This is a genomic window from Massilia sp. LXY-6, from assembly GCF_051233485.1.
Taxonomy (GTDB): Bacteria; Pseudomonadota; Gammaproteobacteria; order Burkholderiales; family Burkholderiaceae_D; genus Telluria.
This window is the reverse complement of the sequence record NZ_JBKFGF010000056.1, coordinates 14,635-38,616: the sequence shown is the minus strand read 5'-3', so window position 1 is coordinate 38,616 and position 23,982 is coordinate 14,635. Positions and strand designations below refer to the sequence as shown.

Below are 23,982 nucleotides of genomic sequence, written 5' to 3'. Positions count from 1 at the left end.
ACACCGCCGTTGCCGGTCGGGTCGGGGCCGGCCAGCAGCAGGCCGCCGGCGCGCACGAAGGCCAGCTCGAACGCCATCTCCTTCTTCAGCGCCGCTTCCTGCTTGGCGGCGCGGGCCGGATTGGCCGCCGCCGCGGCGCGCGCCGCAAGGTGGCTGCGCAGCGACTCGGCCGACATCATCGCCATCTGCTTTTTCGACAGCAGCGGGCGCGTGGCGACGAAGGATTCGAACACCGGCAGGGTCGAGGTGATCGCCACCTTGCGTGCCACCAGTTCGCGGATCAGGTCCTGCACCTGCGGACTCGACACCTCCAGCTTTTCCCACGAGGCCGAGATCGCGGCCCCGGGCGGACACACGTCCTTCTTGCGGTCCGGGACGAATTCCGTATCGGTGAAGACCGGGCCGTGTTCGAGGTTGTCGATGCCGAGCCGGGCCGCCTGCCGGTAGTCGACCGAGCACAGGTGGCCGGTCAGCCTGGTGCCGCGCTTGTGCGCTTCATCGATGGCGGCGGCCAGCACGTCGGCCGGGATGTTCATGTAGGCCTTGAACGAGGTCGCGCCTTCGCCGGCCCAGAAGGCCACCGTGCGGCGCGCCTGCTCGCGTTCGTCCATCGCCGTCATCTGCGGGAAGGTGCTGGCCTTGCCTTCGAGGTAGGGGCCGGTCACGTCGATGTGCGGGCCGGGGATCTGGCCGGCGTCGACCAGGCGGCGGATGTTCAGGTCGGTGTAGGGCTCGACGCTGCCGGTGGTGCGCATCGTGGTCACGCCGGCCGCCAGGTACATGCGCGGCGCCGAGAACGCGATCTCGGTGACGAAGAAGCCCGGCGGCGGGATTTTGCCGTCCTCGTCCAGGTTGATCGAGGCGGTGTACATCAGGTGGTTGTGCATGCCGACCAGGCCGGGCAGCACGGTGCGGCCGCGCAGGTCGAGCGCCTGGGCGCCGCCCGGGATCGGGGCGGCGCCGTCAAGGACCGCTTCGATGCGGCCACTGCGCACGATCACGGTGCGGTCTTCGAGCGGCGCGGCGCCAGTGCCGTCGATCACGCGCACGTGGGTCAGCGCCAGCAGCGGGGCATCGATCTTGATGAACTTGCGGACTTCCGCCGACGGTGCCGGTGACTGGGCCTGGGCCTGGGCCGCGGCGCAGAGGAAGCCGGCCAGCAGGACCAGCGTGTGCCGCATTTTTTTCATGGGGTCTCCTTGTGCATGACACCGCATGCTGACATGGAAACCCCATGGAGGCAACCGAGGCCCGGCTCAAAACTCTTCCCAGTCCCGAGCGGCGACGGCGGCCTTGCGCACGCGCGCGGCACGCGGGGCCGCGGGTGCCACGGGTTTGCCGGAGGCGGCCGGCAGGGCGCGGCGCGGCGGCTGTGTCGCGGGGGCAGGGGCGGCGCCGACCTGGAACAGCGCCACCAGCGCCGACAGCCTGGCGGACTGCTCCTGCATCGCCAGCGTGGCGGCCGCCGATTCCTCGACCAGGGCGGCATTCTGCTGGGTGGCGCCGTCCATCTGGGTGATGGCCTGGTTGACCTGGGCGATGCCGCTGGCCTGTTCGCGGCTGGAGGTGACGATATCGTTCATGATGGCGCTGACGCGGTCGATGCTGGTGACGATGCCCTGCATGGTCTGGCCGGCCTTGCCGGCCAGCGCGGAGCCGTCCGATACGCGTCCGGTCGAATCGTCGATCAGGACCTTGATCTCCTTCGCCGCCGAGGCCGAACGCTGGGCCAGCGCGCGCACCTCGCTCGCGACCACGGCGAAGCCGCGCCCCTGTTCGCCGGCGCGCGCCGCTTCCACGGCGGCGTTCAGCGCCAGGATGTTGGTCTGGAAGGCGATGCCGTCGATGACGCCGATGATGTCGGCGATGCGCGCGGACGACTGGTTGATCGCGCCCATGGTGTCGACCAGCTGGCCGACCATCGCGCCGCCCTGCTGGGCGACGCGCGAGGCCTGGGCGGCCAGTTCGTTGGCCTGCTCGGCGTTGTCGGCGCTGTGCTGGATGCCCTGGGTCAGCTGCTCGATCGAGGATGCGGTTTCCTCCAGCGCTGCGGCCTGGCTTTCGGTGCGGCGCGACAGCTCCTGCGATTCGCCCGACATCTTCGTGATCGTCTCGCCGATCGCCGCGATGCCATGGCGGACCTGGCCGACGATGCCGGCCAGGCTGTCGCGCATGCGCTTCAGGGCGGCCATCAGGCTGGCCTGGTCGCCGTCCGCCACCACCACCTCGACGCGCAGGTTGCCGGCCGCGATCTCGCCCGCCACCGCCGCCGCCAGCGCCGGCTCGCCACCCAGGCGGCGGAACAGCGAGCGCGCGAACAGGCTGCCGGCGGCGACGCTGAAGACCAGCATCGCCAGGCTCAGCCCGACCAGCGCGGTGGCGCTGTCGTGCGCGCTGTCCAGCACCTGCCCGTACAAGGCCTTTTCTGCCGGTGTGTCGAGCAGCCGGGCCAGCTGGCTCGTGTCGTTCGACAGCACCTGCAGGCGCCAGATGGCAATCGCGGTCGACAGGAAGGAGAGGGTGATCACGATGGCGAACGCGAACCGGAGCTGGTTCCGTACGCTGGCGGTGAGGGTTGTCAGCACGTCTTTTCCTTGTAGTGAGGGAAAAGTCAATTTAAGGATGCGGTGTCTACCGCGGTGCTGAGATGGCGCAACGAATCTGCTAGGATGGCCACATGTCTCTCCTGCTCGTCCCCGGCTTCATGGCCGATGAAACCCTGTGGCGCGACCTCGAGGCGCCGCTGGCGCGCTTCGCGCCGATCCATCATGCGGACCTGCGCCACGACAGCTCGATCGCCGCGATGGCGCACCGTGCGCTCGACGCCGCGCCGGCTTCGTTCCTGTTAATTGGATTTTCGATGGGCGGCTACGTCGCGCGCGAGATCGCCCGCCTGGCGCCGGAGCGGGTGCGGGCGCTGGTCCTGATCGCGACCTCGACCCGCCCCGACACCCCGGCACTACGGCAGCGCAAGGGCGCGATCGGCAAGGCCGCGCCGTCGATCGCCTTCAGTGGCCTGAGCCGCACCGCGGTCGCCTCGTCCCTGCATCCGAAGCAGCGCGACAACGAGCCGCTCATCGAGCGCGTGCGCGCGATGGGAATGCGGCTGGGAGGAGAGGTGTTCCGGCGCCAGTCGATGCTGGAGCGCCCCGGCGACCTCGACCGCCTGATCGACATCCGCTGCCCGACCCTGGTGGTGGCGGCGGCCCAGGACCAGCTGCGCAGCCTGGAGGAGGCGCGCGAGCTGCAGGCCGGCATTCCCGGCGCCACCCTCGACGTCATCGAGGACACCGGGCACATGATCCCGATCGAGGCGCCGCAGCGCCTGGCCGACCTGATCGTGCCCTGGCTGGAGCGGCACGCCGGCGCTTAGAACCTGGATTCTCAGGCCCCGTTCGCGATCCGGTAGAGCGCTTCCGCGACCCCGTGCCCATATGCCGGGTCGGCGCGCAGGAAGTGCCCGATCTGGCGGTCCCGGGTCGCGGCGTCGGCGCCGCTCAATGCAGCGGCGATGTTTTCGATCAGCTCGCGCTTGCCGTCGTCGCTGAGCAGGCGGAACAGCTTGCCGGCTTGCGTGTAGTGGTCATCGAGGGCACGCGTGTCGTAGCGGCCCGCCGCGCCCTCGACCTGCCAGCCGGCGTCGCCGTGGCCGAAGCCGCCGGCCGCCGGGCCGCCCGCACGGACCGGATCGTAGTTGGCGGCGGCACCCCCGTTGGCGATCGCCATCGCGCCGTCGCGTTGCTGGTTGTGGAAAGGGCAGCGCGGGCGGTTCACCGGCAGGTGCTGGTGGTTGGTGCCCACCCGGTAGAGCTGGGCGTCGTGGTAGGCGAACAGGCGCGCCTGCAGCATCTTGTCCGGGCTGTAGCCCAGGCCCGGCACGATATTCGATGGCGACAGCGCGGCCTGCTCGACGTCGGCATGATAATTGTCCGGGTTGCGGTTCAGTTCCAGGATGCCGACCGGGATCCGCGGGAAGTCGCCCTGCGGCCACACCTTGGTCAGGTCGAACGCGTCCCAGCCGGTCCTGGCTTCCCAGGCGGTGCGCTGTTCGTCGTCCATGACCTGGATCTCGACGCTCCAGCGCGGGTAGTCGCCGCCGGCGATCGCATTGAACAGGTCGCGCTGGGCGTAGTCCGGGTCGGTACCCGCCAGGCGTACGGCTTCAGCCGCCGACAGGTTCTTGATGCCCTGCAGGGTCTTGAAGTGCCACTTGACCCACACGCGCTGGCCTTGTTCGTCGATCAGGCTGTAGGTGTGGCTGCCGAAGCCGTCCATGTGGCGGTAGCCGTCCGGAGTGCCGCGGCTTGAGAACAGGATCGTCACCTGGTGCAGGCTTTCCGGGGCACGGCTCCAGAAGTCCCACATCATTTGCGCCGATTTCAGATTGGTCTGCGGGTCGCGCTTCTGGGTGTGGATGAAGTCCGGGAACTTGATGCCGTCCTTCAGGAAGAAGGTCGGGGTGTTGTTGCCGACCAGGTCCCAGTTGCCGTCCTCGGTATAGAAGCGCAGCGCGAAACCGCGCGGGTCGCGCTCGGTGTCGGCCGAGCCTTTTTCGCCACCGACGGTCGAGAAGCGCAGGAAGGTTTCGGTCTGCTTGCCGATGGCGGAGAACAGCTTCGCCTTGGTGTACCGGGTGATGTCGTGGGTGACGGTGAAGCTGCCGTAGGCGCCCGAGCCTTTGGCATGGACGACGCGCTCGGGAATGCGCTCGCGGTTGAAGTGCTGGAGCTTCTCGATCAGGTGGAAGTCCTGCAGCAGGACCGGCCCGCGCGGGCCGGCGGTGATCGAGTTCTGGTTGTCGGGGACGGGAATGCCGGATGCGGTGGTGAGGTCGGTCATGTCAGCTCTCTGCTCAGGTTATTGGCTATCGATTTATTAAAAACGATAGTTTTCGTATTCATGGCCATGGTAGAGCTTGCGCATCATTTATACAAACTATCTATTTATATTGATCCTATAGATAAAATAAATAACCCGATAGGACAGGGATCGCAGTACTCTGTTTCCATAAATCATTAAATTTTCCCGTCATGAACCTTTATCTGCCGTCCGCAAGCCAGCTCAAACTGTCGGAATTGATGGCGTCATTGAGTTATGCCCTCGACATCACCGAGGGCCAACCGCCGGGCCATTGCGTGCGCGCATGCTGGATCGGCATGCACATCGGGCGCGAGGCCGGCATGGCCGAGGACCAGTTGTGGGAGCTGTACTACACGCTCTTGCTGAAGGATCTGGGCTGCAGCAGCAATGCCGCGCGCATTTGCGAGCTGTACCTGACGGACGACCTGGATTTCAAACGCGACTACAAGACGGTCGGCGACAGCCTGCCGCAGGTACTGGGATTCGTGCTCAAGCATACGGGCCTGAAGGCCGGCTTGGCCGAACGTTTCCGCAGCGTGATGACGATCCTGCGCGACGGCCCCGAGATCGCGCGCGAGCTGGTCGCTACCCGTTGCCAGCGCGGCGCCGACATCGCGCGCCTGCTGCGTTTCCCGGAGGGCGTCGCCGACGGCATCTATTCGCTGGACGAGCATTTCAACGGCAAGGGCAAGCCGGCGCAGCTTGCGGGCGAAGCGATTCCCCTGTATGCGCGCATCGCCCTGCTGGCGCAGGTGATCGACGTGTTCCATACCGAAAGCGGCCGCGCCGGCGCGCTGAAGGAAGCGCGGGCGCGTTCCGGCCAATGGTTCGATCCGCGCCTGGTACAGGCTTTCGAACGGGCGGCGCAAGCGGAGGAATTCTGGTCCACCCTGGCCGGGGCCGGCATCGACGCCGCCGTGACCGGGCTGCAGCCGGCCGGGGAGGGGCGGCAGCATGCCATGGACGAGGACTACCTGGACGATATCGCCACGGCGTTCGGCCAGGTAGTCGATGCCAAGAGCCCCTACACGAGCGGGCACAGCGCGCGCGTGGCGCTGTACACGGACATGATCGGCGAGGCGCTCGGACTGTCGATGGCGCGCCGGCGCTGGCTCAAGCGCGGTGCGCTGCTGCACGACGTCGGCAAGCTGGGCGTCAGCAACAGTGTGCTGGACAAGGCGGGAGCGCTCGACCGCGACGAGTGGGACGCCGTCAAGCGGCATGCCGAGTTCACGGAAACCATCCTGGGACGGATCGGCGCCTTTCGCGAGCTGGCGGCGATTGCCGGCGCCCACCACGAGCGCCTGGACGGCAGCGGCTATCCACGCGGCCTGGCGGCGGCGCAGATCCGCATCGAGACGCGCATCATTACCACCGCCGATATCTTCGATGCGATCACGGCTTCGCGGCCGTATCGCGGCGCGATCCCGATCCCGCAGGCGCTCGAGATGATGAAGAAAACCGTGGGGACGGCGCTCGACCCGGATTGCTACGATGCCCTGGTGCGGGCGGTCGAGCGCGTGCCGTTTCCCGCCGCGGCTTGATAGGCGACAGGTCGTCCGCGCCACACCGACGCTTGGTAATGGCGGGAACGACGTAGTCGGCGCTTAAACCACCGTCAGCGTCACGTCGATATTGCCGCGGGTGGCGTTCGAGTACGGGCAGACGCCGTGGGCGGCTTCGACCAGTTCCTGGGCGGCGGCGCGGTCCATGCCCGGCAGGCTGACCGCCAGTTCCACGGCCAGGCCGAAGCCGGCCGGTATCGGGCCGATCGAGACGCTGGCGTCGACCGCGGCGTCGGCCGGCACGGCCACTTTCTTCTGGCCGGCGACGAATTTCATGGCGCCCATGAAGCAGGCCGAATAGCCGGCGGCGAACAGCTGTTCCGGATTGGTCGCATCGCCCTTGCCGCCCATTTCGGCCGGCGGCGCCAGGCGCACGTCCAGCAGCTTGTCGCTGGAGACCGAACGGCCTTCGCGGCCGCCGGTGGTGTGCGCTTTTGCGGTGTACAGGACTTTGTCGAGCTTGGTGGTCATCGTCTTACCTTTCCTCGTGGTTGAATTGAATGCATGGCTTGAATGATAGCGAACAATTAGATAGTGCGCTATTTAATTGTCGCGATGAGCTCGATAGGCGCAGGCAATCGACTCCTTAGCGCGGCCTGCCGAACATCTGGGTCCAGTAGAGCGTGCGGTGCGCGTTCGCCGGGTTGACGGCGTAGGCCGCGCCCATCTCGGTGACGGTCGGATTCATGATGTTGGCGCAGTGGCCGGGGCTGGCCAGCCAGCCGGCGACGGCTTCCGCCACCGTGCGCTGGCCCGAGGCGATGTTTTCGCTGATCCGGCTCCACTGGTAGCCGGCCTGCGTGGCGCGTGCGGGCGGGTCGCTGCCGCCCGGCTCCTTGTGATTGAAGTAGTGCTTCTCGGCCATGTCGCGGCTGTGGCCCAGGGCGGCACGCGCCAGGGTCTCGTTCCACGTGAGGGGAGGAGCGGCGCCGAAGGCCTCGGCGCCGCAGGTGCGCGGCGTGGCGCGCGCCTCGTTGACCAGCGCCAGCAGCTCCCCGCGCAGCTGCGCCGGGTCGGGCAGGGGCGGGAGCACGAGCGGATGGGCGAGCACGACCTGCCATTCGTTGCCGCGGCGCGCGGTGCCGACGGCCGAGTACTCGGCGCTCAGCAGCTTGTCGCAGTATTTTTCGCGCAGCACCGTCATCGCCGCCTGAGCGTCCGGGGGGCCCGTCACCGAGATCGACTCGGCACGGTCGGAGGCATAGCCGGCCTTCTTCAGGGCCGGTTCCAGGAAAGTGCCGAAGCCGATGCGTACCCTGGACAGCGCCGCCTCGGGCTGCAGCGGCGCAGCGGGTGCGGCGCCGCTGCCGGCGCAGAGGCCGGGCGCGGCACGGTAGGCATTGATCAGGGCGGCGAGCTCATCGCCTTCGTGCGCGCCGTCTCGCGCGCGCGCGGGCGGCGCGTACGCGGCGGCGAGCGCAGCGCAGAACAGGAGCGCGGCAGGGGCGGCGCTGGTGCGGAACAGGCGGGGAAGGGCGGGCATGGAGCAGGCGAGAAAATATCGTCCGATATGGGCACACCGAGCAGGAAATCAAGCCGTCCCATCCACTGTATGCGCAGCCATATGCATCGAATTCAGGGGCGCAATTGTGGCGAAAAGCATGATGAACTCTTGGCCTCGGGCAAAGTTTAAACTAGGATCGACGACCCGATTCACGCATGGAGACAAATCAATGAAGCATACCTTGTGCAGCGCCCTCATCGCGGGCCTGTTCGCCGGCCTTGCGCACGCCGGCGCGCCCGCCGCCCACCCGGCGCTGGGGGCCCCTTCGGCCGAACCCTCGGCCGCACAGAACGCAGCGGCTGCCACTGCCCGTTCCGGCATCGACACCGGCGCGCTGGATGCCGCGGTACGCCCGCAGGACGATTTCTTCCGCTACTCGCAAGGCAAGTGGCTGAAGGACGTCGACATTCCCAACGACCGTTCCAGCTGGGGCGCCTTCAATGTCGCCGCCGACAAGGTCGAGCAGCAGATCCGCACCCTGATCGAACAGGCCGCCCGGGACAAGCATGCGAAAGCCGGCTCGGACACCCGGAAGATGGGCGATTTCTACACCAGCTACGTGGACCAGGAACGCCGCAACGCGCTCGGCCTGGCGCCGCTGAAGGGCGAGCTGGCACGCATCGCCGCGCTGAAGGACAAGAAGTCGCTGGCCCCGCTGGCCGCCCGCTTCGAGCGCATCGGCGCCGGCTCGCCGGTCAGCATGGGCGTGCGCCAGGACGCCCGGGAATCGACCCGCTACATCGTCGGCATCTCGCAGTCCGGCCTTGGCATGCCGAACCGCGACTTCTACCTGCAGGACGAGGCCAGGTTGGCCGACACGCGCGCCAAGTACCTGGTCCACGTCGAGAAGATGCTGAGCCTGGCCGGCCACAAGGATGCCGCGCTTGAAGCCAAGGCCATCGTCGCGCTGGAAACCGAGATCGCCAAGGTGCAGTGGAGCGCCGTCGAGAACCGCGACCCGGTCAAGCGCTACAACAAGATGAAGGTCGCCGAGCTGAAGACGCTGGCCCCCAACCTCGACTGGACCACCTACCTGAAGGACACCGGCGTCGGCAGGGCGGGCGAGGTCGTCGTCAGTCAGCCCTCGTATCTGCAGGGACTCGACAGGATCATCGCCGCGACCCCGGTCGAGACCTGGAAGTCCTACTTCAGCTTCCGCCTGATCAGCGCCTACGCGACCTACCTGTCGCAGCCCTTCGAAGACGAAGCCTTCGCCTTCCGCGGCGGCGTGCTGAGCGGCACCAAGGTGAATCGTCCGCTGGAAAAGCGCGCCATCGCCGAAGTCAACCGCGACCTGGGCGAAGTGGTCGGCAAAGTCTACGTGGAACACTACTTCCCGGCCGAACGCAAGAAGCAGGTCGAGGAGATGGTCCACAACTTCGTGCTGGCCTACCAGGAGCGGATCGAGACCCTGGACTGGATGAGCGCCGAGACCAAGAAGCAGGCCCAGGCCAAGCTGGCCAGGATCTCGGTGAAGATCGGCTATCCGGACAAGTGGCGCGATTACTCTTCCCTGGCTATCCGCCGCGACGACCTGGTCGGCAACGTGATGCGTACCCGCGAGTTCGAGCACCAGCGCGGCGTCGACAAGCTGGGCAAGCCGGTCGACCGCAGCGAATGGGGCATGACCCCGCAGACCGTGAACGCCTACTACAGCCCGACGATGAACGAAATCGTGTTCCCGGCCGCGCGCCTGCAGGCGCCGCTGTACGATGCGGACGCCGAGCCGGCCATCAACTACGGCGCGGTCGGCATCTCGATCGGCCACGAGATGAGCCACGCCTTCGACGACTCGGGTTCGCAGTACGACGGCGACGGCAACCTGCGCAACTGGTGGACCAAGGAAGACGGTGAGAAATTCGCCGCCAAGGCCAAGGTGCTGGTCGCCCAGTACGGCAGCTATAGCCCGGTGCAGGGCTACAACCTGAATGGCCAACTGACGCTGGGCGAGAACATCGCCGACAACGCCGGCGCCATCATGGCCAGCCGCGCCTACAAGATCTCGCTGAAGGGCAAGCCGGCGCCCGTCATCGACGGCTACACCGCCGAGCAGCGCATCTTCATGGGCCTGGCCCAGGCACGCCGCGGCAAGGCCCGGGACGCCGCCCTGGTCGCCCAGGTGAAGTCGGATCCGCACTCGCCGGCCGAGTTCCGCGTCAACGGCAGCCTGCGCAACCACCCGGGCTACTACGAGGCCTTCGACGTCAAACCGGGCGACAAGATGTATCTGGCGCCGGAAGACCGTGTGATTTTCTGGTGATCAGGTAAAGCGCCGCCGCAGGTAAGTGACCGTCGTCCCCGCGCAGGCGGGGATCCATATTGAGTTGGCAGGCTACGCTCAGCATGGGTCCCACCTCCGCGGGGACGACGTCTTTGGGCTCATTGTTACGCCTTACGTAACGAACAATCCCCTCCACCCCTATTTTTCGCTTCGATGCTAGCAATTATCATTTGCTTGTCAGAAAAACGCTCACAACAAAGCGACTGACGTGCCGCCGTCGCCAGGCGGCACACCAGAACAACACGCGACGCGTGGCAGCGCCGTACACATCGAATCGGAAATCATCATGAACACCAAGCTGCTTCTTCCCGTCCTCACCGCCCTGACCCTGGCCGCTGCCAGCACCTCCGCCCTGGCCGTCTCCCAACCGGCCGAGTTCCGCGGCAATGCGGCGCCGGCCCAGGCCCCGGTCGACCAGGTCATCGTCATCACCGATGCGACCCGCTACGTCAATGTCACCGGCGGCTCGACGGTCCGCTTCGTCGTCGGCGACCGTTCCTTCAGCTGGAGCTTCCAGAACGGCGGCGCGCATGTGATCCCGTTCGACCTGGCGCTGATCGCGCCGCAGGGCGTGCTGAACCATCGGGTGACGGCTTACGTGTCGGACAACCCGCTCTACCAGACCAACTGAGCGGATACGTGGCGGCCACCGCTGCGGTAACATGACACGCTATGCGCAAGGATCTCGATTACGGACTGCTGCATGCGATGAACGCGTTCGTCCATGTGATGGATGGCGGCAGCTTCACGGCCGCCGCCGAGCACATGGGCATGTCGAAGGCGCAGGTTTCGCGTCTGGTGACCCTGCTCGAAAACCGCCTGCAGAGCAAGCTGCTGCACCGTAGCACCCGGCGCATTGCCGCCACCGAAGCCGGCGAACGCTATGCCGCGCACTGCAAGGCCATCCTCGACATGGTCGCCCTGGCCGAAGGGGAAGTCGGCGGCGGCGCGCGCGAACCCTCGGGCCGCCTGCGCGTGATGAGCATGACCGCGTTCGGCAACCGCTACGTGGCGCCGCTGGTGTCCGCGTATTGCGCGGCGAATGCCCGCGTCACCGTCGAGTACAGCTCGTCGCAGAGCCCGCCCGACCTGCTGGCGGAAGGGATCGACGTCAGCATCTATCTGGCGCAGTACCTGCCCGATTCGGCCCTGGTGGCGCTGAAGCTGGGCCGCATGTTTTCGGTGCTATGCGCGGCCCCCGACTACCTCGCGCGGCGCGGCACACCGGAACATCCGCACGACCTGGGACGGCATACCTGCCTGCGCCTGGTGACCTCCTCCTTCAGCCCCAACTGGCAGCTAGACCGCGGGAACGAACGCGCGACCCTCGATCCCCAAGGCCCGCTGGTCGGGAATACGGCCGAGGTGCTGCTCGACGGCGCGCTGAGCGGGCTGGGCGTTGCCCTGCTGCCCGCCTACAGCGTCGTCGACGACCTGCGCAGCGGCAGGCTGGTCCAGATCCTGCCCGGGTGGCGCTCGCCGGAGATCGGCATCTTCGCACTGCTGCCGTCCGGCCGCTTCCTGGATGCCAAGACGCGGGCCTGGATCGACCTGCTGAAGGAAGAGCTGCCGCCGGCCATCGAACGCGACATGGCGTATTTTTTGGGCTCGGCCGGCGATTTGTGACTGCCAGTCACGAATTGCGGCGGCGGGCCAGCAGCATTAGCGCACCCATGCCGGCGAACATCCACGCCATGCCCGGCTCTGGCACCTCGGCCGCCAGCTGGGCCGCCGCCAACTGCTGCAGCGAGCCGGCGATTTCCGGGCTGATGCCGAGGTCCCGGGCGACGTACTCACCGGTTCCCAGCGAACGTGGATCGAGCCCGGTGACTTCGCCGAAGATGGTCAGCGCCTCGAGATAGTAGCCGTACACGCTGCCGTGGTAGGAATCGGGAGCCCACAGGTTGATCCCGGTGACCTTGCCGTCGTACGGGTTGGCGTCGGCCAGGCCGCTGGCGATCGCGCGGTTCCAGGCCTGGCCGACCGGGATTACGCCGTCGATCAGGTCGGAGGCCAGGTCGGCCTTGTCGTAGCCGGCGCGCACGTCCAGGGCCATCCGGTCGATCGGCTGGCCGTACCAGGCGCCGCTTGGTTTATAAGTCTGGTCGGCGCGCGACCAGGTCGCGGTCAGCAGCACGTCGACGTTCGGGTTCTGGTCGTGGAAGGCCTGGGCGAGCAGGCCGGAATACTTGATCAGGGTCGTCGGATCGCCGGGATGGGCGCCATCCAGGGTGCTGTAGCTCTGCAGCAATACCTTGTCGAAGGGCTTGGCGATGATGCCGAGCTTGTTGTTGTAGTGGTAGTCCACGCCAACGCCGGGCACGGTTTCCAGGCTGACGTCGTAGTTCAGGCCCGCCTGCAGCGTGAAGGCCTTGAACAGGGATGGGACGCCGCCGATATGGCTGCCGTTCAGGTCGGTCACAGTGGCGGGACGGTAATCCTTCACCAGCGGGGCGCCGCCGGCCGGATCGCCGTAGGTGAAGCTGTTGCCTACGAACAGGATAGTCGTTGCCGAGGCGGGCGCGGCCACGGCCCCCAGCGAAAAGGCGGTCACGATGGCCAGGGTGGAACTGCGCAGGACGCGATGGATGTGCACGTTGTCTCCAGTATGTGATTATTGGTACTGTAGAGCTAGCAAATCTTGTGCCGGCTGCCTGGCGCCCGCCGCGCCGGACAGGGGTGTAAAAAATCCCGACGATGGCGCGAACCGCCGCAGGCATTACAATCGATCATCCCATCGAAAGGAATGCCATGCGCCCACCGTTTCCCGTCCGTTCCGCCGCGATCCTCTCCTGCCTGCTGGCCCTGGCCGCGCCCTCCGTGCAGGCCCAGTCGCAGGCCGAGGTCAGGATCGGCAGCGTCTCGCCGCTGTCGGGCACCGGCGCCCACCAGGGCAAGGACATCGAGAACGGGGCGCGCATGGCCATCGACGACCTGAACGCGAAAGGCCCGGTCATCGGCGGGAAAAAGGTCCGGTTCGTGCTGCAGGCCGAGGATGACGGCGCCGACCCGAAGATGGGCACGGCGGCGGCGCAGAAGCTGGTCGACAACGGCGTGGTGGCGGTGGTCGGCCATCTGAACTCGGGCACCACGGTGCCGGCCTCGAAGATCTACAACAGCGCAGGAATTCCGCAGATTTCACCGGCCGCGACCACGCCGCTGTACACCCGCCAGGGTTACAAGACGGCGTTCCGCGTGGTCGCCAGCGACAGCCTGGTGGGGCGCACGCTGGCGGCATATGCCATCAAGACGCTGAAGGCGAACAAGATCGCGGTGATCGACGACCGCACCGCGTTCGGCCAGGGCCTGGCCGACGAATTCACGAAAGGGGTGAAGGCGGTGGGTGGCGCGCAGCTGGTCAGCCGCCAGTTCACCAGCGACAAGGCGACCGACTTCAACGCCATCCTGACCCAGATCCGCGCGCATAAGCCGGACGTGATCTTCTATGGCGGGATGGATGCGGTGGCCGGACCGATGCTCAAGCAGATGAAGGCGCTCGGCATCGACGCGAAACTCGTCTCGGGCGACGGCGTGTGCTCGGAAAAGCTGCCCCAGCTTGCCGGGGATGCGCTCGGCAACGGCAAGGTGATCTGCGTGGTGGCGGGCGGGGTCAGCGGCGCCGGGGAGGAGGCGGCGGCGGCCGCCTTCGCCGAGCGTTACCGCCAGCGCTACAAGATGCCGCTGCAGACCTACGCGCCGTACGCCTATGACGCCACGATGGTGTTCGCCAGCGCCATGCAGCAGGCGAATTCGACCGACCCGGCGAAGTTCCTGCCGGCGCTGGCAAAGATCCGGTACCACGGGGTCACCGGCGATATCGCCTTCGATCCCAATGGCGACTTGCACGACGCCGCGCTGACGCTGTACACCTATCGCGACGGCAAGCAGGTCAAGCTGCAGGTGGTGCGCTAGCGGCGACGGGAGCGCACCATGCCCAGGCCGAACAGGCCGGCGCCGACCAGGGCCAGCGAGAACGGCTCGGGCACCGGGGTTCCCGAAACATACGACGTCACATACATGGTGTCCGGCGTCGCATCGTTGGTTCCCGCGGCGAACTGCAGGCCGCCGCCGATCACGCATTGGCTCAGGACCGGGCACCAGGCGGCGGCCGCGGCGGCCTGGGTCGGGTCGAGGATGAACAGGTATTGGCCCGACTGGCCGATGCCGCCCGTGTCGGTCATCATGAGGTCCGGGCCAGTATAGGCAAAATTCATCTGTGCCTTGGTCGGATCCGCGATACTGGTGTTGTACAGGCTCATGTAAAGATCCGTCAGCGTCGCCGGGCTGGCACCGCCTTCGCTGACGTTGACCACGATGGCCAGCTGGCCGGCGTTCTGCAGCGAACCGACCGCGGAAGCCACTTTCACCTCGTTGGCCAGTTGCATCTGGTTCAGGGCGGTATTGTCGCCGCCCTGCAGGCCCATCTGGCAGTCATAGAGTGGCTTGTCGAGCTGGCCATTTTTGAAGCCATTGAAGGTCACGCAACCGGATTCGGTGCCGTTATCCGTACCGCCAGGCCGGTTATTGTCCTGGACTGTGGCCAGGGTGCTCACCGCTCCCAGCCCGGTGCCGGTCGTTTGCGTGCCTGGCATATAGATCAAACCAGCGAAGGCCGGCGCACTGCCGGCCAGGATGACTGCTGCGAGTGCCGATTTCAAAGCAAGGGATTTCATGGCGATTCCTTTCGAGTCATGACGTGTAGTGGAAGGACGCACGTGTTACGGATTAATCCTGATGCATAAAACGGGCCAGTAAATACAAGTCAAAAGGATTCAAGCACTTAGCATAAGCGCTCAATGTTCAACATCTACACTGTGTAAGATTTTTCGACTAACCAAAAGTATTTCGCTTAAGAATTCTTATCTTCTGAACAGTGGCAAGACGCACTGCCGACCTAGATATATTTGTACGAATATAATTGAGGGTTGCTGATAAGGTGGTGCCCGCGGCAAGGGCGGGGCGGCAGCCGGCAAGGGCGGCGGGGGAGGTGGTGGTGGCGGTGCGGGCGGCGGTTCAGGAATGGAGACGGGGCTCGGCATGGGGCTGGGCAGCGGCCATGCCGAGCACGAGCACTAGTCGGTGACGACGTGCCACACGTCTTTCACCTTGTCGCCGGCCTTGTCGCCCGGCTTCTTGTCCTTGGCGAAGGTGTACAGCGGCTTGCCGTGGTAAGCGAGCTGCTTGCTGCCGTCGTCGCGGGTGACGGTCGAGTAGGGGGCGGCCATCGTGGCGCCGTCGGCGTGAACGGGCGGCCAGTTGGTCGCGCAAGGGCCGGTGCAGGCGCTCTTGCCGCTGTTGGCGGTGTCCTTGTCGAAGGTGTAGACCGTCATCCCTTTCGAGTCGACCAGCATGCCGTTCATTTTCTTGACCGGTGGATCGGCCGCGTGCGCGGACAGGGAGAACAGGGCGAGCAGGATTGCAGAACCAAGGCTGACTGATTTCATGGGAGTCTCCAGTGAATGTTTCAGTGCGCGAATCGGTATTGAACTGCCCGGCCATTGTAGTCCTGTGCGAAAACCTCCGCGTTTCCGCTTGTGCGTACTGTGTATTAGCGTACGGACAATGGAATGCGCTCAAGGCATGATGGAACCGTACTCATCGCACAACCTTGAAAGGAGCACGATCATGGGCAAATATTTCCTGGCATGGATTCTCGGCGTTCCCGCCATTGTGCTGGTTCTGTTCTACCTGTTCTTCCACTGATACGATTGATACGATTGATACGAAAACGCCACCCGAGGGTGGCGTTTTTGTCGTACCGATCATTTATAAAGCAGGGGTGGAGGCCGGAACTTTGCGGGCATGGGTATGTTGCTCAAACCCGTAGCCCAGCTTGATCAGCATTGGTTCCGAATAGGGGCGGCCCAGCATTTCCATGCCAACTGGCACACCGACCGGGGCGGTGGCCGTGGGTGTCGAGAAACCGGCCGGAACGACGATCGAAGGGAATCCGCTCACTGCACCCAGCACACCGTTGCGTTCCACTTGCGTTTCGCCCACCGGAACAACCAGGCGTTTCTGATGGGGGAACATGACAACGTCAACCTTATTGTCCGCCATGATCTTCAGGATTTTCGTTTGCAGGTCGGTGCGGCCGATCAGCCGGCTCTTGTATTCGACGCTGTTGGCATCCAGGGCAACGGCATTCTTGATGTTTGCCTCAATGCCCTTGTGATACTTGCCGGAAGCAATAATCTCTTTCAGGGAGTGCACCCCGACGTCAGCCGGCAGCGTGCGCAGGTAGGAGTCGAGATCCTTTTCGAGATCGTACAGGTGGACACTCACTTTGTTGACCAGTTCGTTCGCGTCGATCGGCTCTTCGATCGGGACAATCGTCGCACCCGCCTTGCGCATGGATTCGATTGCCTGGTCGATGACCCTGTTTGTTTCGGTATGCTCCGGCCCGTTTCCAAAAAAGCTCTTCAGCACGCCGATACGCGCACCTTTCAAGCCGTTCGCGTCCAGGAATGCCGTGTAAGTCTTCGGCTGATTGCCGACACTGCCCGCCGTGACCGCGTCTTTCGGATCGTAGCCCGCAACGACATCCAGCACTTTTGCGGCATCGGTCACGGTACGGGTAATCGGGCCTGCCTCGTCCTGGGTATAGGAGTAGGGGACGATCCCGGCGATGCTGACCAGGCCTTTTGTCGGGCGGATGCCGACCAAGCTGTTTGCCGATGACGGCGAACGGATCGAGTTGATGGTATCGGTGCCAATCCCCACGGTGCCGAAGTTGGCGGCGACAGCAGCGCCGGTGCCGCCGCTCGAGCCGCCGGGAGTGCGGGTCAGGTCGTAGGGATTCAGGGTCTGGCCGCCCAGCGAGCTGACGGTTTCGCCCCAAACCGCGAACTCATGCAGATTGGTCTTGGCGATCACCACGGCGCCAGCCTCCTTGAGCTTCTTCGCAATGAAGGCATCGTTCTGCGGGACATACCCTTTCAGGCTGAGCGAACCGGCGGTGGTTTGCAGGCCGGCAGTTTCGACGTTGTCTTTCAAGAGGACGGGAATGCCGTGCAGCGGACGCAAATGATGGGTTTTCTTGAATTCCGCATCGAGCGCCTGCGCGTCCCTCATTGCTTGCGGATTGAGCAGGATAATGCTGTTGAGCTTCGGGCCTTTCTGGTCATAGGCGTCGATACGCGCCAGGTACTGCCTGACGAGTTCCGCAGAAGTGATTTTGCCCGCTTTCATTGCGGCGTGGATGTCTGCGATCGTGGCTTCTTCAAGCTTGAAAGATGTTCCCGCCTGCGTGCCGGTTGCGGCATTGGCGTGCAGGTTGGCGCAGGCAAGCGCGGCGGCGCAACATACAAGTACAAGCGCTTTTTTACGCAGTGTCATTACGGTCTCCGTTATCGATTTTGGTTAATGTGTTTTAACTTCGTGTCCATGCAAGACTATCTTACTCAAAAATTAATAGTAAGAAACATTAAAATTTATTCATGAAAATGCGAAGTACGGATCGCACTAGCGAGCCGAACAGGACGGGAAGGGGATGCGGAGACTGAAAACAAAAACGCCACCCGAAGGTGGCGCTTTGCTTGCTGCTGAATTCTTGGTGGCCCGTGGCGGAATCGCACCACCGACCCAAGGATTCTCAATCCCTGCTTCCTGCGTTCAGCTCTTCCGTACAAATTCCGATTTCAGGCTCATGGCACCGAAACCGTCGATCTTGCAGTCGATGTCGTGGTCGCCGTCGACCAGGCGGATATTCTTGACCTTGGTGCCTTGCTTGACCACGCCGCCTCCGCCTTTCAGTTTCAAGTCCTTGATGACGGTGACGGAATCGCCATCCTGCAGCACGTTGCCGGCGGCATCGCGCCATACACGCGCCGCTTCGTCCGCGGCCGCCTCGGCCTTGACCGGCCATTCATGCGCGCATTCCGGGCAGACGTAGTTGCCGGAGCCGTCCTCGTAAGTCAGCGTGGAGCCGCAGGAAGGGCAGGGCGGGAGGAGCGTTGTCATGGCAGTATCCAGGTGAAATAAGGAGTCAAAAACAAAAAACGCCACCCGAAGGCAGCGTTTTTGGTGTACTTCTGAATTCTTGGTGGCCCGGGGCGGAATCGAACCACCGACACAAGGATTTTCAATCCTCTGCTCTACCAACTGAGCTACCAGGCCAAGAGAGGCATGATTATAGCCAGCGGTTTTCAAGGCCGCAAGTCCCGAGCGGCAATTTTTTAAGAACCGGGCCGCGGACCTGGCACAGGCTGGCGGAGCCGCCCAAGTGCAAGAGGCTATAATGTCCCCATGACTACACCGACCTCTTCCTCCGCACCCTATCGTGCCGACGGGCGCCGTAGCGACGTCTGCATCGTCGGCAACGGCGCGATCGCCAAGACCGCCGCCCTGGGCTTTTCCCAGGCCGGGCACAGCGTCACCCTGCTGGTGCCGCCCGCGCGTCCGGGCGCGGAAGAGACGTCCGGATCCTCGTCTTCCGGTGGCGGCAAACCGTGGGACGTGCGCGTGTACGCGCTCAACCACACGGCGCAGAAGCTGCTGGCCTCGCTGAAGGTCTGGGGAGCGCTCGACATGACGCGCGTGGCGCCGGTCGACGCGATGGACGTCAAGGGCGATGGCGAGCAGGGCGGCCAGCTCGGCTTCGACGCCTTCGGCGCCCATACCGGCACGCTGGCCTGGATCGTCGAGGACAGCAACCTGAACAGTGCGCTGGACGCGGCCCTGCGCTTCGCCCAGAACGTCGACGTCGTCAGCGGCCGCGCCTGCAGGCTGAGCTGCAGCCCGCTCGGCGCGAAAGTCGAACTGGAAGAGGGGGCCCCGATCGAAGCCCAGCTGCTGCTCGGGGCCGACGGCCGTGAATCCTGGGTGCGCGGCCAGTGCGACATCGGCATCGACTACCGTTCCTACCACCAGCACGCCATCGTCGCCAACTTCTCCTGCGAGAAGCCGCACCACAACGTCGCCCACCAGTGGTTCACTTGCAAGGAGGGCATCATCGCCTTGCTGCCGCTGCCGGGCAATCGAGTGTCGCTGGTCTGGTCGGCGCCGGAAACCCTGGCCGACACCATCATGGACGAGTCGCTCGGCGAGCTGGCGATCCGCCTCGGCGAATACTCCGAAAAGCAGCTCGGGCTGCTCAAGCCCCTGCAGCCGGAAGCGGTGAAGGCGATCCCGCTGGCGCTGGTGCGCCCGCATGCGATCGTCGCGCCGCACGTGGCCCTGATCGGCGACGCCGCCCACGCCGTGCATCCGCTGGCCGGGCACGGCATGAACCTCGGTTTCGGCGACATCGTCGACCTGCTGCGCATCGTGAACGAACGCGAAGCGCAGCACGGCATCGGCGACGAGCGCGTGCTGGCACGCTACGCCAGGGCGCGCAAGGAAGACATCCTCCTCATGCAGCTAGCCACCGATGGGCTCGAACGTTTGTTCGGCGCCAACCTCGAACCCGTACGCGTGATCCGCAATTTGGGCTTAAACTTGCTGGATAAGTTGCCCTTGGTAAAGCGCAGACTGATCGCCCACGCGATGGGTAAATAATTTTTAAGGAATAAGTTCATGGTCAAGACCAAACTCGCCGTCCTGCTGGCGACCGGCCTCATCACGTCCTGCGTCGGCGCGCAGAATTCGGTCGAGGCCACCATCAAGAAGAACATCGAGCCGCGCCTGGGCGGGGCCAAGATCGAATCGATCAAGGAAACGCCCTACGGCGGCCTGTACGAACTGCGCGTCGCCGGCGACATCCTGTACACCGACAAGAAGGGCGAATACCTGGTCATCGGCCACGTCTACGATGCCAAGACCACGCGCGACCTGACCCGCGAGCGCATCGACGACATCAACAAGATCAAGTTCTCGGACCTGCCGTTCAAGGACGCCATCAAGCAGGTCAAGGGCGACGGCAAGCGCGTGATCGCCGTGTTCGAAGACCCGAACTGCGGCTACTGCAAGCGCCTGCGCCAGACCGCGCTGAAGGACCTGAACAACGTGACCATCTACACCTTTATGTACAACATCCTGTCCGAGGATTCGTTCGTGAAGTCGAAGAACATCTGGTGCTCGGCGGACCGCAGCAAGGCCTGGGATGACTGGATGATCGGCGGCAAGGCCGCACCGGCGGCCCCGGCCAGTTGCGAGACGCCGAACGACAAGATCCTGGCGCTGGGGCAGAAGCTGAAGATTCAGGGCACGCCGGCGATCTTCTTCGCCGACGGCTCGCGCATCCCGGGTGCGGTCGACCTGCCGACGATCGAAAAGAAGCTTGAATCGATCAAGCAGTAGTGGATGGGGCCTCGGCAAACCTACTGCGCGTTGCAGGTGCGGCGGGGGCGCCGAGCTCGGCGATGCTCCGCTGCGGCGGACCGGCTGTGCCGTCAGTACAGCTGCGCTTCTTGGCCACACCTGCTGCCGCTCGCTACGGTTTTCCGAGGCCCTGTTACGTTCGGCTATATAAAAACAGAAGCAATGTCCAAAACCAGGAGTAGTACTTGGTCACTCTGAACATCAACGGGCGCGACCTGCAGGTCGACGCCGATCCCTCCACGCCCATCCTCTGGGCGCTGCGCGACAATCTCGACATGACCGGCACCAAGTTCGGCTGCGGCGCTGCCCTGTGCGGCGCCTGCACCGTGCACCTGGACGGCGAGGCGATCCGTTCCTGCATCACGCCGATTGCGAGCGCTGCCGGCCACAAGATCACCACCATCGAGGCGATGGAGAGCGACAAGGTCGGCAAGGCCGTGCAGGACGCCTGGGTCAAGCACGACGTGCCGCAGTGCGGCTACTGCCAGAGCGGCCAGGTGATGAGCGCCACCGCGCTGCTGCGCGTGAACAAGGCGCCGAGCGATGCGGACATCGACAACGCGATGAGCGGCAACATCTGCCGCTGCGGCACCTATCAACGGATCCGCGCGGCCATCAAGGATGCCGCTAAAACAATCGCTGTCGCCTAAGGAGTCCACATGCGAGCAGAATGGTTCAAGAACGCGGGCTCATCTGGCGCCGCGGTGGGTGCCTTGGGCATCAGTTCGCGCCGCGGTTTCCTGAAGGCCGGCGCGGCCGCCACCGGCGGGCTGGTGCTGGGCTTCGTCCTGCCGGGTAGCGGACGGATGGCGCGCGCCGCTGATGCTGCGAAGCCGGTCGTCTACGCGCCCAACGCCTTCTTGCGCGTGGCGCCGGACAACAGCGTCACCGTGATCGTCAACCGTCTCGAATTCGGCCAGGGCGTGCACACCTCGCTGCCGATGGTGATCGCCGACGAACTCGACGCCGACTGGAGCCAGATGCGCGCCGAACTGGCGCCGGCCGCCGACGTGTACAAGGACCCGGCCTTCGGCATGCAGATCACCGGCGGCTCGGGCACCATCGCCCACTCCTTCACCCAGTACCGCGAAGTCGGCGCCCGCGCCCGCGCGATGCTGGTCGCGGCAGCAAGCGAGCAGTGGAAGGTGAATCCGGGCCAGTGCCGCGTTGCCAAGGGCATCGTGGTCGGCCCGGCGGGCCAGAAGGCGAGCTTCGGTGCGCTGGCCGACGCCGCGATGAAGCAGCCGGTGCCGCAAACCGTCACCCTGAAGGATGCGAAGCAGTTCCGCTACATCGGCAAGCCGATGAAGCGACTGGATGCGCGCGCCAAGTCCAGCGGCCGCCAGCAGTTTGGCCTCGACTTCAAGCCGGAAGGCGGCAAGCTGGCCGTCGCCGTGGTCGCCCATCCGCCGGTGTTCGGCGCCAAGGTCGCGAAGTTCGACGCCTCGAAAGCCAGGGCGATCCGCGGCGTGATCGACGTGCTGGAGATTCCGGTGGACCGGGGCGGACGCGGCATCGCCGTGATCGCCGAAGGCTACTGGCCGGCCAAGCAGGGCCGCGACGCGCTGGTGGTCGAGTGGGATACCGGCAGCGTCGGCAAGCTCGATTCCGCCGCCCAGCTGGCCGAATTTGCCGGACTGGCGAAGACCCCGGGCGCAGTGGCGCGCCAGGCCGATACCTCGAAGCTGGGCACGGCCGCGAAGAAGATCTCGGCCGTCTACGAGTTCCCTTATCTGGCGCACGCGCCGATGGAACCGATCAACTGCACGGTCGACCTGAAGGATGACAGCTGCACGCTGTGGGTCGGCTCTCAGTTCCAGACCGGCGACCAGCTTGCTGCTGCGAAAACGGCCGGCCTGAAGCCCGAGCAGGTGACCCTGCACACGATGATGGCAGGCGGCGGCTTCGGCCGGCGCGCAGTGCCGACCTCGGACTTCGTGGTCGAGGCGGTCAACATCGCCAAGGCCTGCAAGGCGGCAGGGCACAGCGGCCCGGTGAAGATGATCTGGAGCCGCGAGGACGACATCAAGGGCGGCTACTACCGGCCTTCGCACCTGCACCGCGCCGAGATCGGCCTGGACGCCCAGGGCAATATCCTGGCCTGGGACCACGTCATCGTCGGCCAGTCGATCGCCGCCGGCACGCCCTTCGAAGGCTTCATGATCAAGAATGGCGTTGACAGCACCATGGTCGAGGGCATGGGCGAACCGTATGACGTACCGCTGAACCTGTCGGCCCACATTGCCCGCGCCAACGTGCCGGTGCTGTGGTGGCGCTCGGTGGGCTCGACCCACACCGCCTTCGTGATGGAGACCCTGATCGACGAGGCGGCGCATGCCGCGGGGCTTGACCCGGTCGCGTATCGCAAGAAGCTGATCGACCCGAAGCACGCGCGCCACCATGCGGCGCTGGACCTGGCGGTGGCGAAGTCCGGCTATGGCAGGAAGACCCTGCCGAAAGGCCATGCCTGGGGCGTGGCCGTGCACGAATCCTTCGGCACCGTGGTCGCCTACGTGGTCGAGGCCTCGATCAAGGACGGCACGCCGCACCTGCACAAGGCGACCGCCGGCGTGCATTGCAACCTGGCGGTGAACCCGCTCAGCATCGAAGCCCAGATCCAGGGCGCCGCGCTGATGGCGCTGGGCACCACGCTGCCGGGCGCCGCGATCACGCTGAAGGATGGCGTGGTCGAGCAGCAGAACTTCGGCGACTACACGGTCGCGCGCATGAACGACATGCCGCAGGTCGAGGTGCACGTGGTGCCGTCGAACGACCCGCCGACCGGCATGGGCGAGCCGGGCCTGCCGCCGCTGGCGCCGGCCTTCGCCAACGCCCTGTTCAAGCTGACCGGCAAGCGGCTGCGCAAGCTGCCGTTCGACCTGGCGTCAAGCTGATCATGCGCGTTCTCCCCGTTGGCATCCTGATGGCGGCCGGCAGGGGGCGTCGCTTCGATCCGCTGGGGCAGCGCAACAAGCTGCTCCAGCCCCTTGCGCAAGCCGGCGGCGACCCGGTGGCCGTCGCCAGCGCGCGCAAGCTGCTCGCGGTTCTCCCCACCGTGATTGCCGTGGTGCCGCCGGATGACGGCGGCGTTGGCGCGCTGCTGGCCGCGGCCGGCTGCGAAGTCACCGTGTGCCCGGATGCGGACAGCGGCATGGCGGCATCGCTGGTGCACGCGCTGCGCCACTCCCTCCCGTATGACCCCGCTGCCTGGCTGGTGGCGCTGGGCGACATGCCGTATGTGGACCCGTCGACGCTGCAGGCATTGGCCGACGCGCTGGCTGCCGGGGCCCCGATCGCCGCACCCGTGATGGGTGGCCGGCGCGGCAATCCGGTCGGTTTCGGGCGCGTCCACCTGGAAGCCTTGCTGGCGCTGAGCGGCGACCAGGGCGCGCGTCAACTGCTGCAAACCTGCCCCGTCAGCGAGGTCGAGGTGACCGACCCGGGCATCTTCCGGGATATTGACATCCTTACCGATTTGTAAGTGGTTCGAACTCCCTCTTGCCAAAGAATCC

The 23,982-nt window shown here is 65.4% G+C and carries 21 protein-coding genes and 2 tRNA genes; 11 read left to right on the top strand and 12 right to left on the bottom strand.

The features are described from left to right. Nucleotides 1-1,190: amidohydrolase family protein (locus ACI48D_RS22450; protein WP_435573459.1), on the bottom strand; the 1,190-nt coding region annotated here is incomplete at its 3' end. A gap of 66 nt (nt 1,191-1,256) precedes the next feature. Continuing rightward, nucleotides 1,257-2,585, bottom strand: a complete 1,329-nt coding sequence (locus ACI48D_RS22445) for a methyl-accepting chemotaxis protein (RefSeq protein ID WP_435573458.1) — start codon at nt 2,583-2,585, stop codon at nt 1,257-1,259. Between the two features lie 92 nt (nt 2,586-2,677). Between ACI48D_RS22445 and ACI48D_RS22440 the strand changes: the two genes are divergently transcribed. Continuing rightward, entirely contained in the window at nt 2,678-3,373 is a 696-nt protein-coding gene (locus tag ACI48D_RS22440; RefSeq protein WP_435573457.1) for an alpha/beta fold hydrolase, read from the top strand. 11 nt (nt 3,374-3,384) lie between these two features. On the opposite strand, the gene ACI48D_RS22435 is transcribed toward ACI48D_RS22440, so the two are convergent. Continuing rightward, nucleotides 3,385-4,839 (bottom strand): catalase, encoded by a 1,455-nt coding sequence (locus ACI48D_RS22435; RefSeq protein ID WP_435573456.1) that lies wholly within the window; start codon nt 4,837-4,839, stop codon nt 3,385-3,387. Between the two features lie 191 nt (nt 4,840-5,030). On the opposite strand from ACI48D_RS22435, the gene ACI48D_RS22430 reads away from it, so the two are divergent. Next, nucleotides 5,031-6,404: an HD-GYP domain-containing protein gene (locus ACI48D_RS22430; protein WP_435573455.1), complete on the top strand. Its 1,374-nt coding sequence runs from the start codon at nt 5,031-5,033 to the stop codon at nt 6,402-6,404. A gap of 63 nt (nt 6,405-6,467) precedes the next feature. On the opposite strand, the gene ACI48D_RS22425 is transcribed toward ACI48D_RS22430, so the two are convergent. Both ACI48D_RS22425 and ACI48D_RS22420 read right to left on the bottom strand, forming a co-directional pair. Continuing rightward, nucleotides 6,468-6,896, bottom strand: a complete 429-nt coding sequence (locus ACI48D_RS22425) for an organic hydroperoxide resistance protein (RefSeq protein WP_435573454.1) — start codon at nt 6,894-6,896, stop codon at nt 6,468-6,470. Between the two features lie 115 nt (nt 6,897-7,011). Further along, nucleotides 7,012-7,908, bottom strand: a complete 897-nt coding sequence (locus tag ACI48D_RS22420; protein ID WP_435573453.1) for a CAP domain-containing protein — start codon at nt 7,906-7,908, stop codon at nt 7,012-7,014. A gap of 190 nt (nt 7,909-8,098) precedes the next feature. Between ACI48D_RS22420 and ACI48D_RS22415 the strand changes: the two genes are divergently transcribed. The 3 genes from ACI48D_RS22415 to ACI48D_RS22405 all read left to right on the top strand — a co-directional run bounded on the left by ACI48D_RS22415 (nt 8,099) and on the right by ACI48D_RS22405 (nt 11,836). Continuing rightward, a complete protein-coding gene (locus ACI48D_RS22415) occupies nt 8,099-10,189 on the top strand; it encodes a M13 family metallopeptidase (RefSeq protein WP_435573452.1) in 2,091 nt (696 codons plus the stop codon). A gap of 307 nt (nt 10,190-10,496) precedes the next feature. Beyond that, nucleotides 10,497-10,841, top strand: a complete 345-nt coding sequence (locus ACI48D_RS22410; RefSeq protein WP_435573451.1) for a CzcE family metal-binding protein — start codon at nt 10,497-10,499, stop codon at nt 10,839-10,841. A gap of 41 nt (nt 10,842-10,882) precedes the next feature. After that, on the top strand, nt 10,883-11,836 hold the full coding sequence (locus ACI48D_RS22405) for a LysR family transcriptional regulator (RefSeq protein WP_435573450.1): 954 nt from the start codon (nt 10,883-10,885) through the stop codon (nt 11,834-11,836). Nucleotides 11,837-11,843: 7 nt separating this feature from the next. On the opposite strand, the gene ACI48D_RS22400 is transcribed toward ACI48D_RS22405, so the two are convergent. Further along, a complete protein-coding gene (locus ACI48D_RS22400) occupies nt 11,844-12,806 on the bottom strand; it encodes a PEP-CTERM sorting domain-containing protein (RefSeq protein ID WP_435573449.1) in 963 nt (320 codons plus the stop codon). A gap of 155 nt (nt 12,807-12,961) precedes the next feature. Between ACI48D_RS22400 and ACI48D_RS22395 the strand changes: the two genes are divergently transcribed. After that, nucleotides 12,962-14,122, top strand: a complete 1,161-nt coding sequence (locus tag ACI48D_RS22395) for a branched-chain amino acid ABC transporter substrate-binding protein (protein ID WP_435573448.1) — start codon at nt 12,962-12,964, stop codon at nt 14,120-14,122. On the opposite strand, the gene ACI48D_RS22390 is transcribed toward ACI48D_RS22395, so the two are convergent. The 6 genes from ACI48D_RS22390 to ACI48D_RS22365 form a co-directional block, all read right to left on the bottom strand. Next, nucleotides 14,119-14,883: a PEP-CTERM sorting domain-containing protein gene (locus ACI48D_RS22390; protein WP_435573447.1), complete on the bottom strand. Its 765-nt coding sequence runs from the start codon at nt 14,881-14,883 to the stop codon at nt 14,119-14,121. The genes ACI48D_RS22395 and ACI48D_RS22390 overlap by 4 nt on opposite strands. A 399-nt stretch (nt 14,884-15,282) precedes the next feature. Then, complete coding sequence (locus ACI48D_RS22385; protein WP_435573446.1) at nt 15,283-15,654, bottom strand: COG4315 family predicted lipoprotein; 372 nt, start codon at nt 15,652-15,654, stop codon at nt 15,283-15,285. 322 nt (nt 15,655-15,976) lie between these two features. Further along, on the bottom strand, nt 15,977-17,548 hold the full coding sequence (locus tag ACI48D_RS22380; RefSeq protein ID WP_435573445.1) for an amidase family protein: 1,572 nt from the start codon (nt 17,546-17,548) through the stop codon (nt 15,977-15,979). Between the two features lie 215 nt (nt 17,549-17,763). Then, nucleotides 17,764-17,830: transfer RNA gene (locus ACI48D_RS22375), tRNA-Leu, on the bottom strand. Then, the gene (locus ACI48D_RS22370; protein ID WP_435573444.1) at nt 17,825-18,172 is read right to left on the bottom strand and encodes a zinc ribbon domain-containing protein YjdM; all 348 of its coding nucleotides are present in this window, start codon (nt 18,170-18,172) and stop codon (nt 17,825-17,827) included. Before ACI48D_RS22370 ends, ACI48D_RS22375 begins: the two co-directional genes overlap by 6 nt. A gap of 80 nt (nt 18,173-18,252) precedes the next feature. Then, a tRNA-Phe gene (locus ACI48D_RS22365) sits at nt 18,253-18,328 on the bottom strand. A gap of 129 nt (nt 18,329-18,457) precedes the next feature. Here ACI48D_RS22365 and ACI48D_RS22360 point away from each other — a divergent pair. From ACI48D_RS22360 to ACI48D_RS22340, 5 genes are all read left to right on the top strand, one after another. After that, nucleotides 18,458-19,708, top strand: coding sequence for an FAD-dependent monooxygenase (locus tag ACI48D_RS22360; RefSeq protein ID WP_435573443.1), 1,251 nt, complete (start codon nt 18,458-18,460; stop codon nt 19,706-19,708). A gap of 18 nt (nt 19,709-19,726) precedes the next feature. After that, a complete protein-coding gene (locus tag ACI48D_RS22355; RefSeq protein WP_435573442.1) occupies nt 19,727-20,449 on the top strand; it encodes a DsbC family protein in 723 nt (240 codons plus the stop codon). A gap of 206 nt (nt 20,450-20,655) precedes the next feature. After that, nucleotides 20,656-21,120 (top strand): (2Fe-2S)-binding protein, encoded by a 465-nt coding sequence (locus ACI48D_RS22350; protein WP_435573441.1) that lies wholly within the window; start codon nt 20,656-20,658, stop codon nt 21,118-21,120. A gap of 9 nt (nt 21,121-21,129) precedes the next feature. Then, a complete protein-coding gene (locus ACI48D_RS22345) occupies nt 21,130-23,364 on the top strand; it encodes a molybdopterin cofactor-binding domain-containing protein (protein WP_435573440.1) in 2,235 nt (744 codons plus the stop codon). 2 nt (nt 23,365-23,366) lie between these two features. After that, complete coding sequence (locus ACI48D_RS22340) at nt 23,367-23,951, top strand: nucleotidyltransferase family protein (protein ID WP_435573439.1); 585 nt, start codon at nt 23,367-23,369, stop codon at nt 23,949-23,951. Nucleotides 23,952-23,982: the final 31 nt, after the last annotated feature.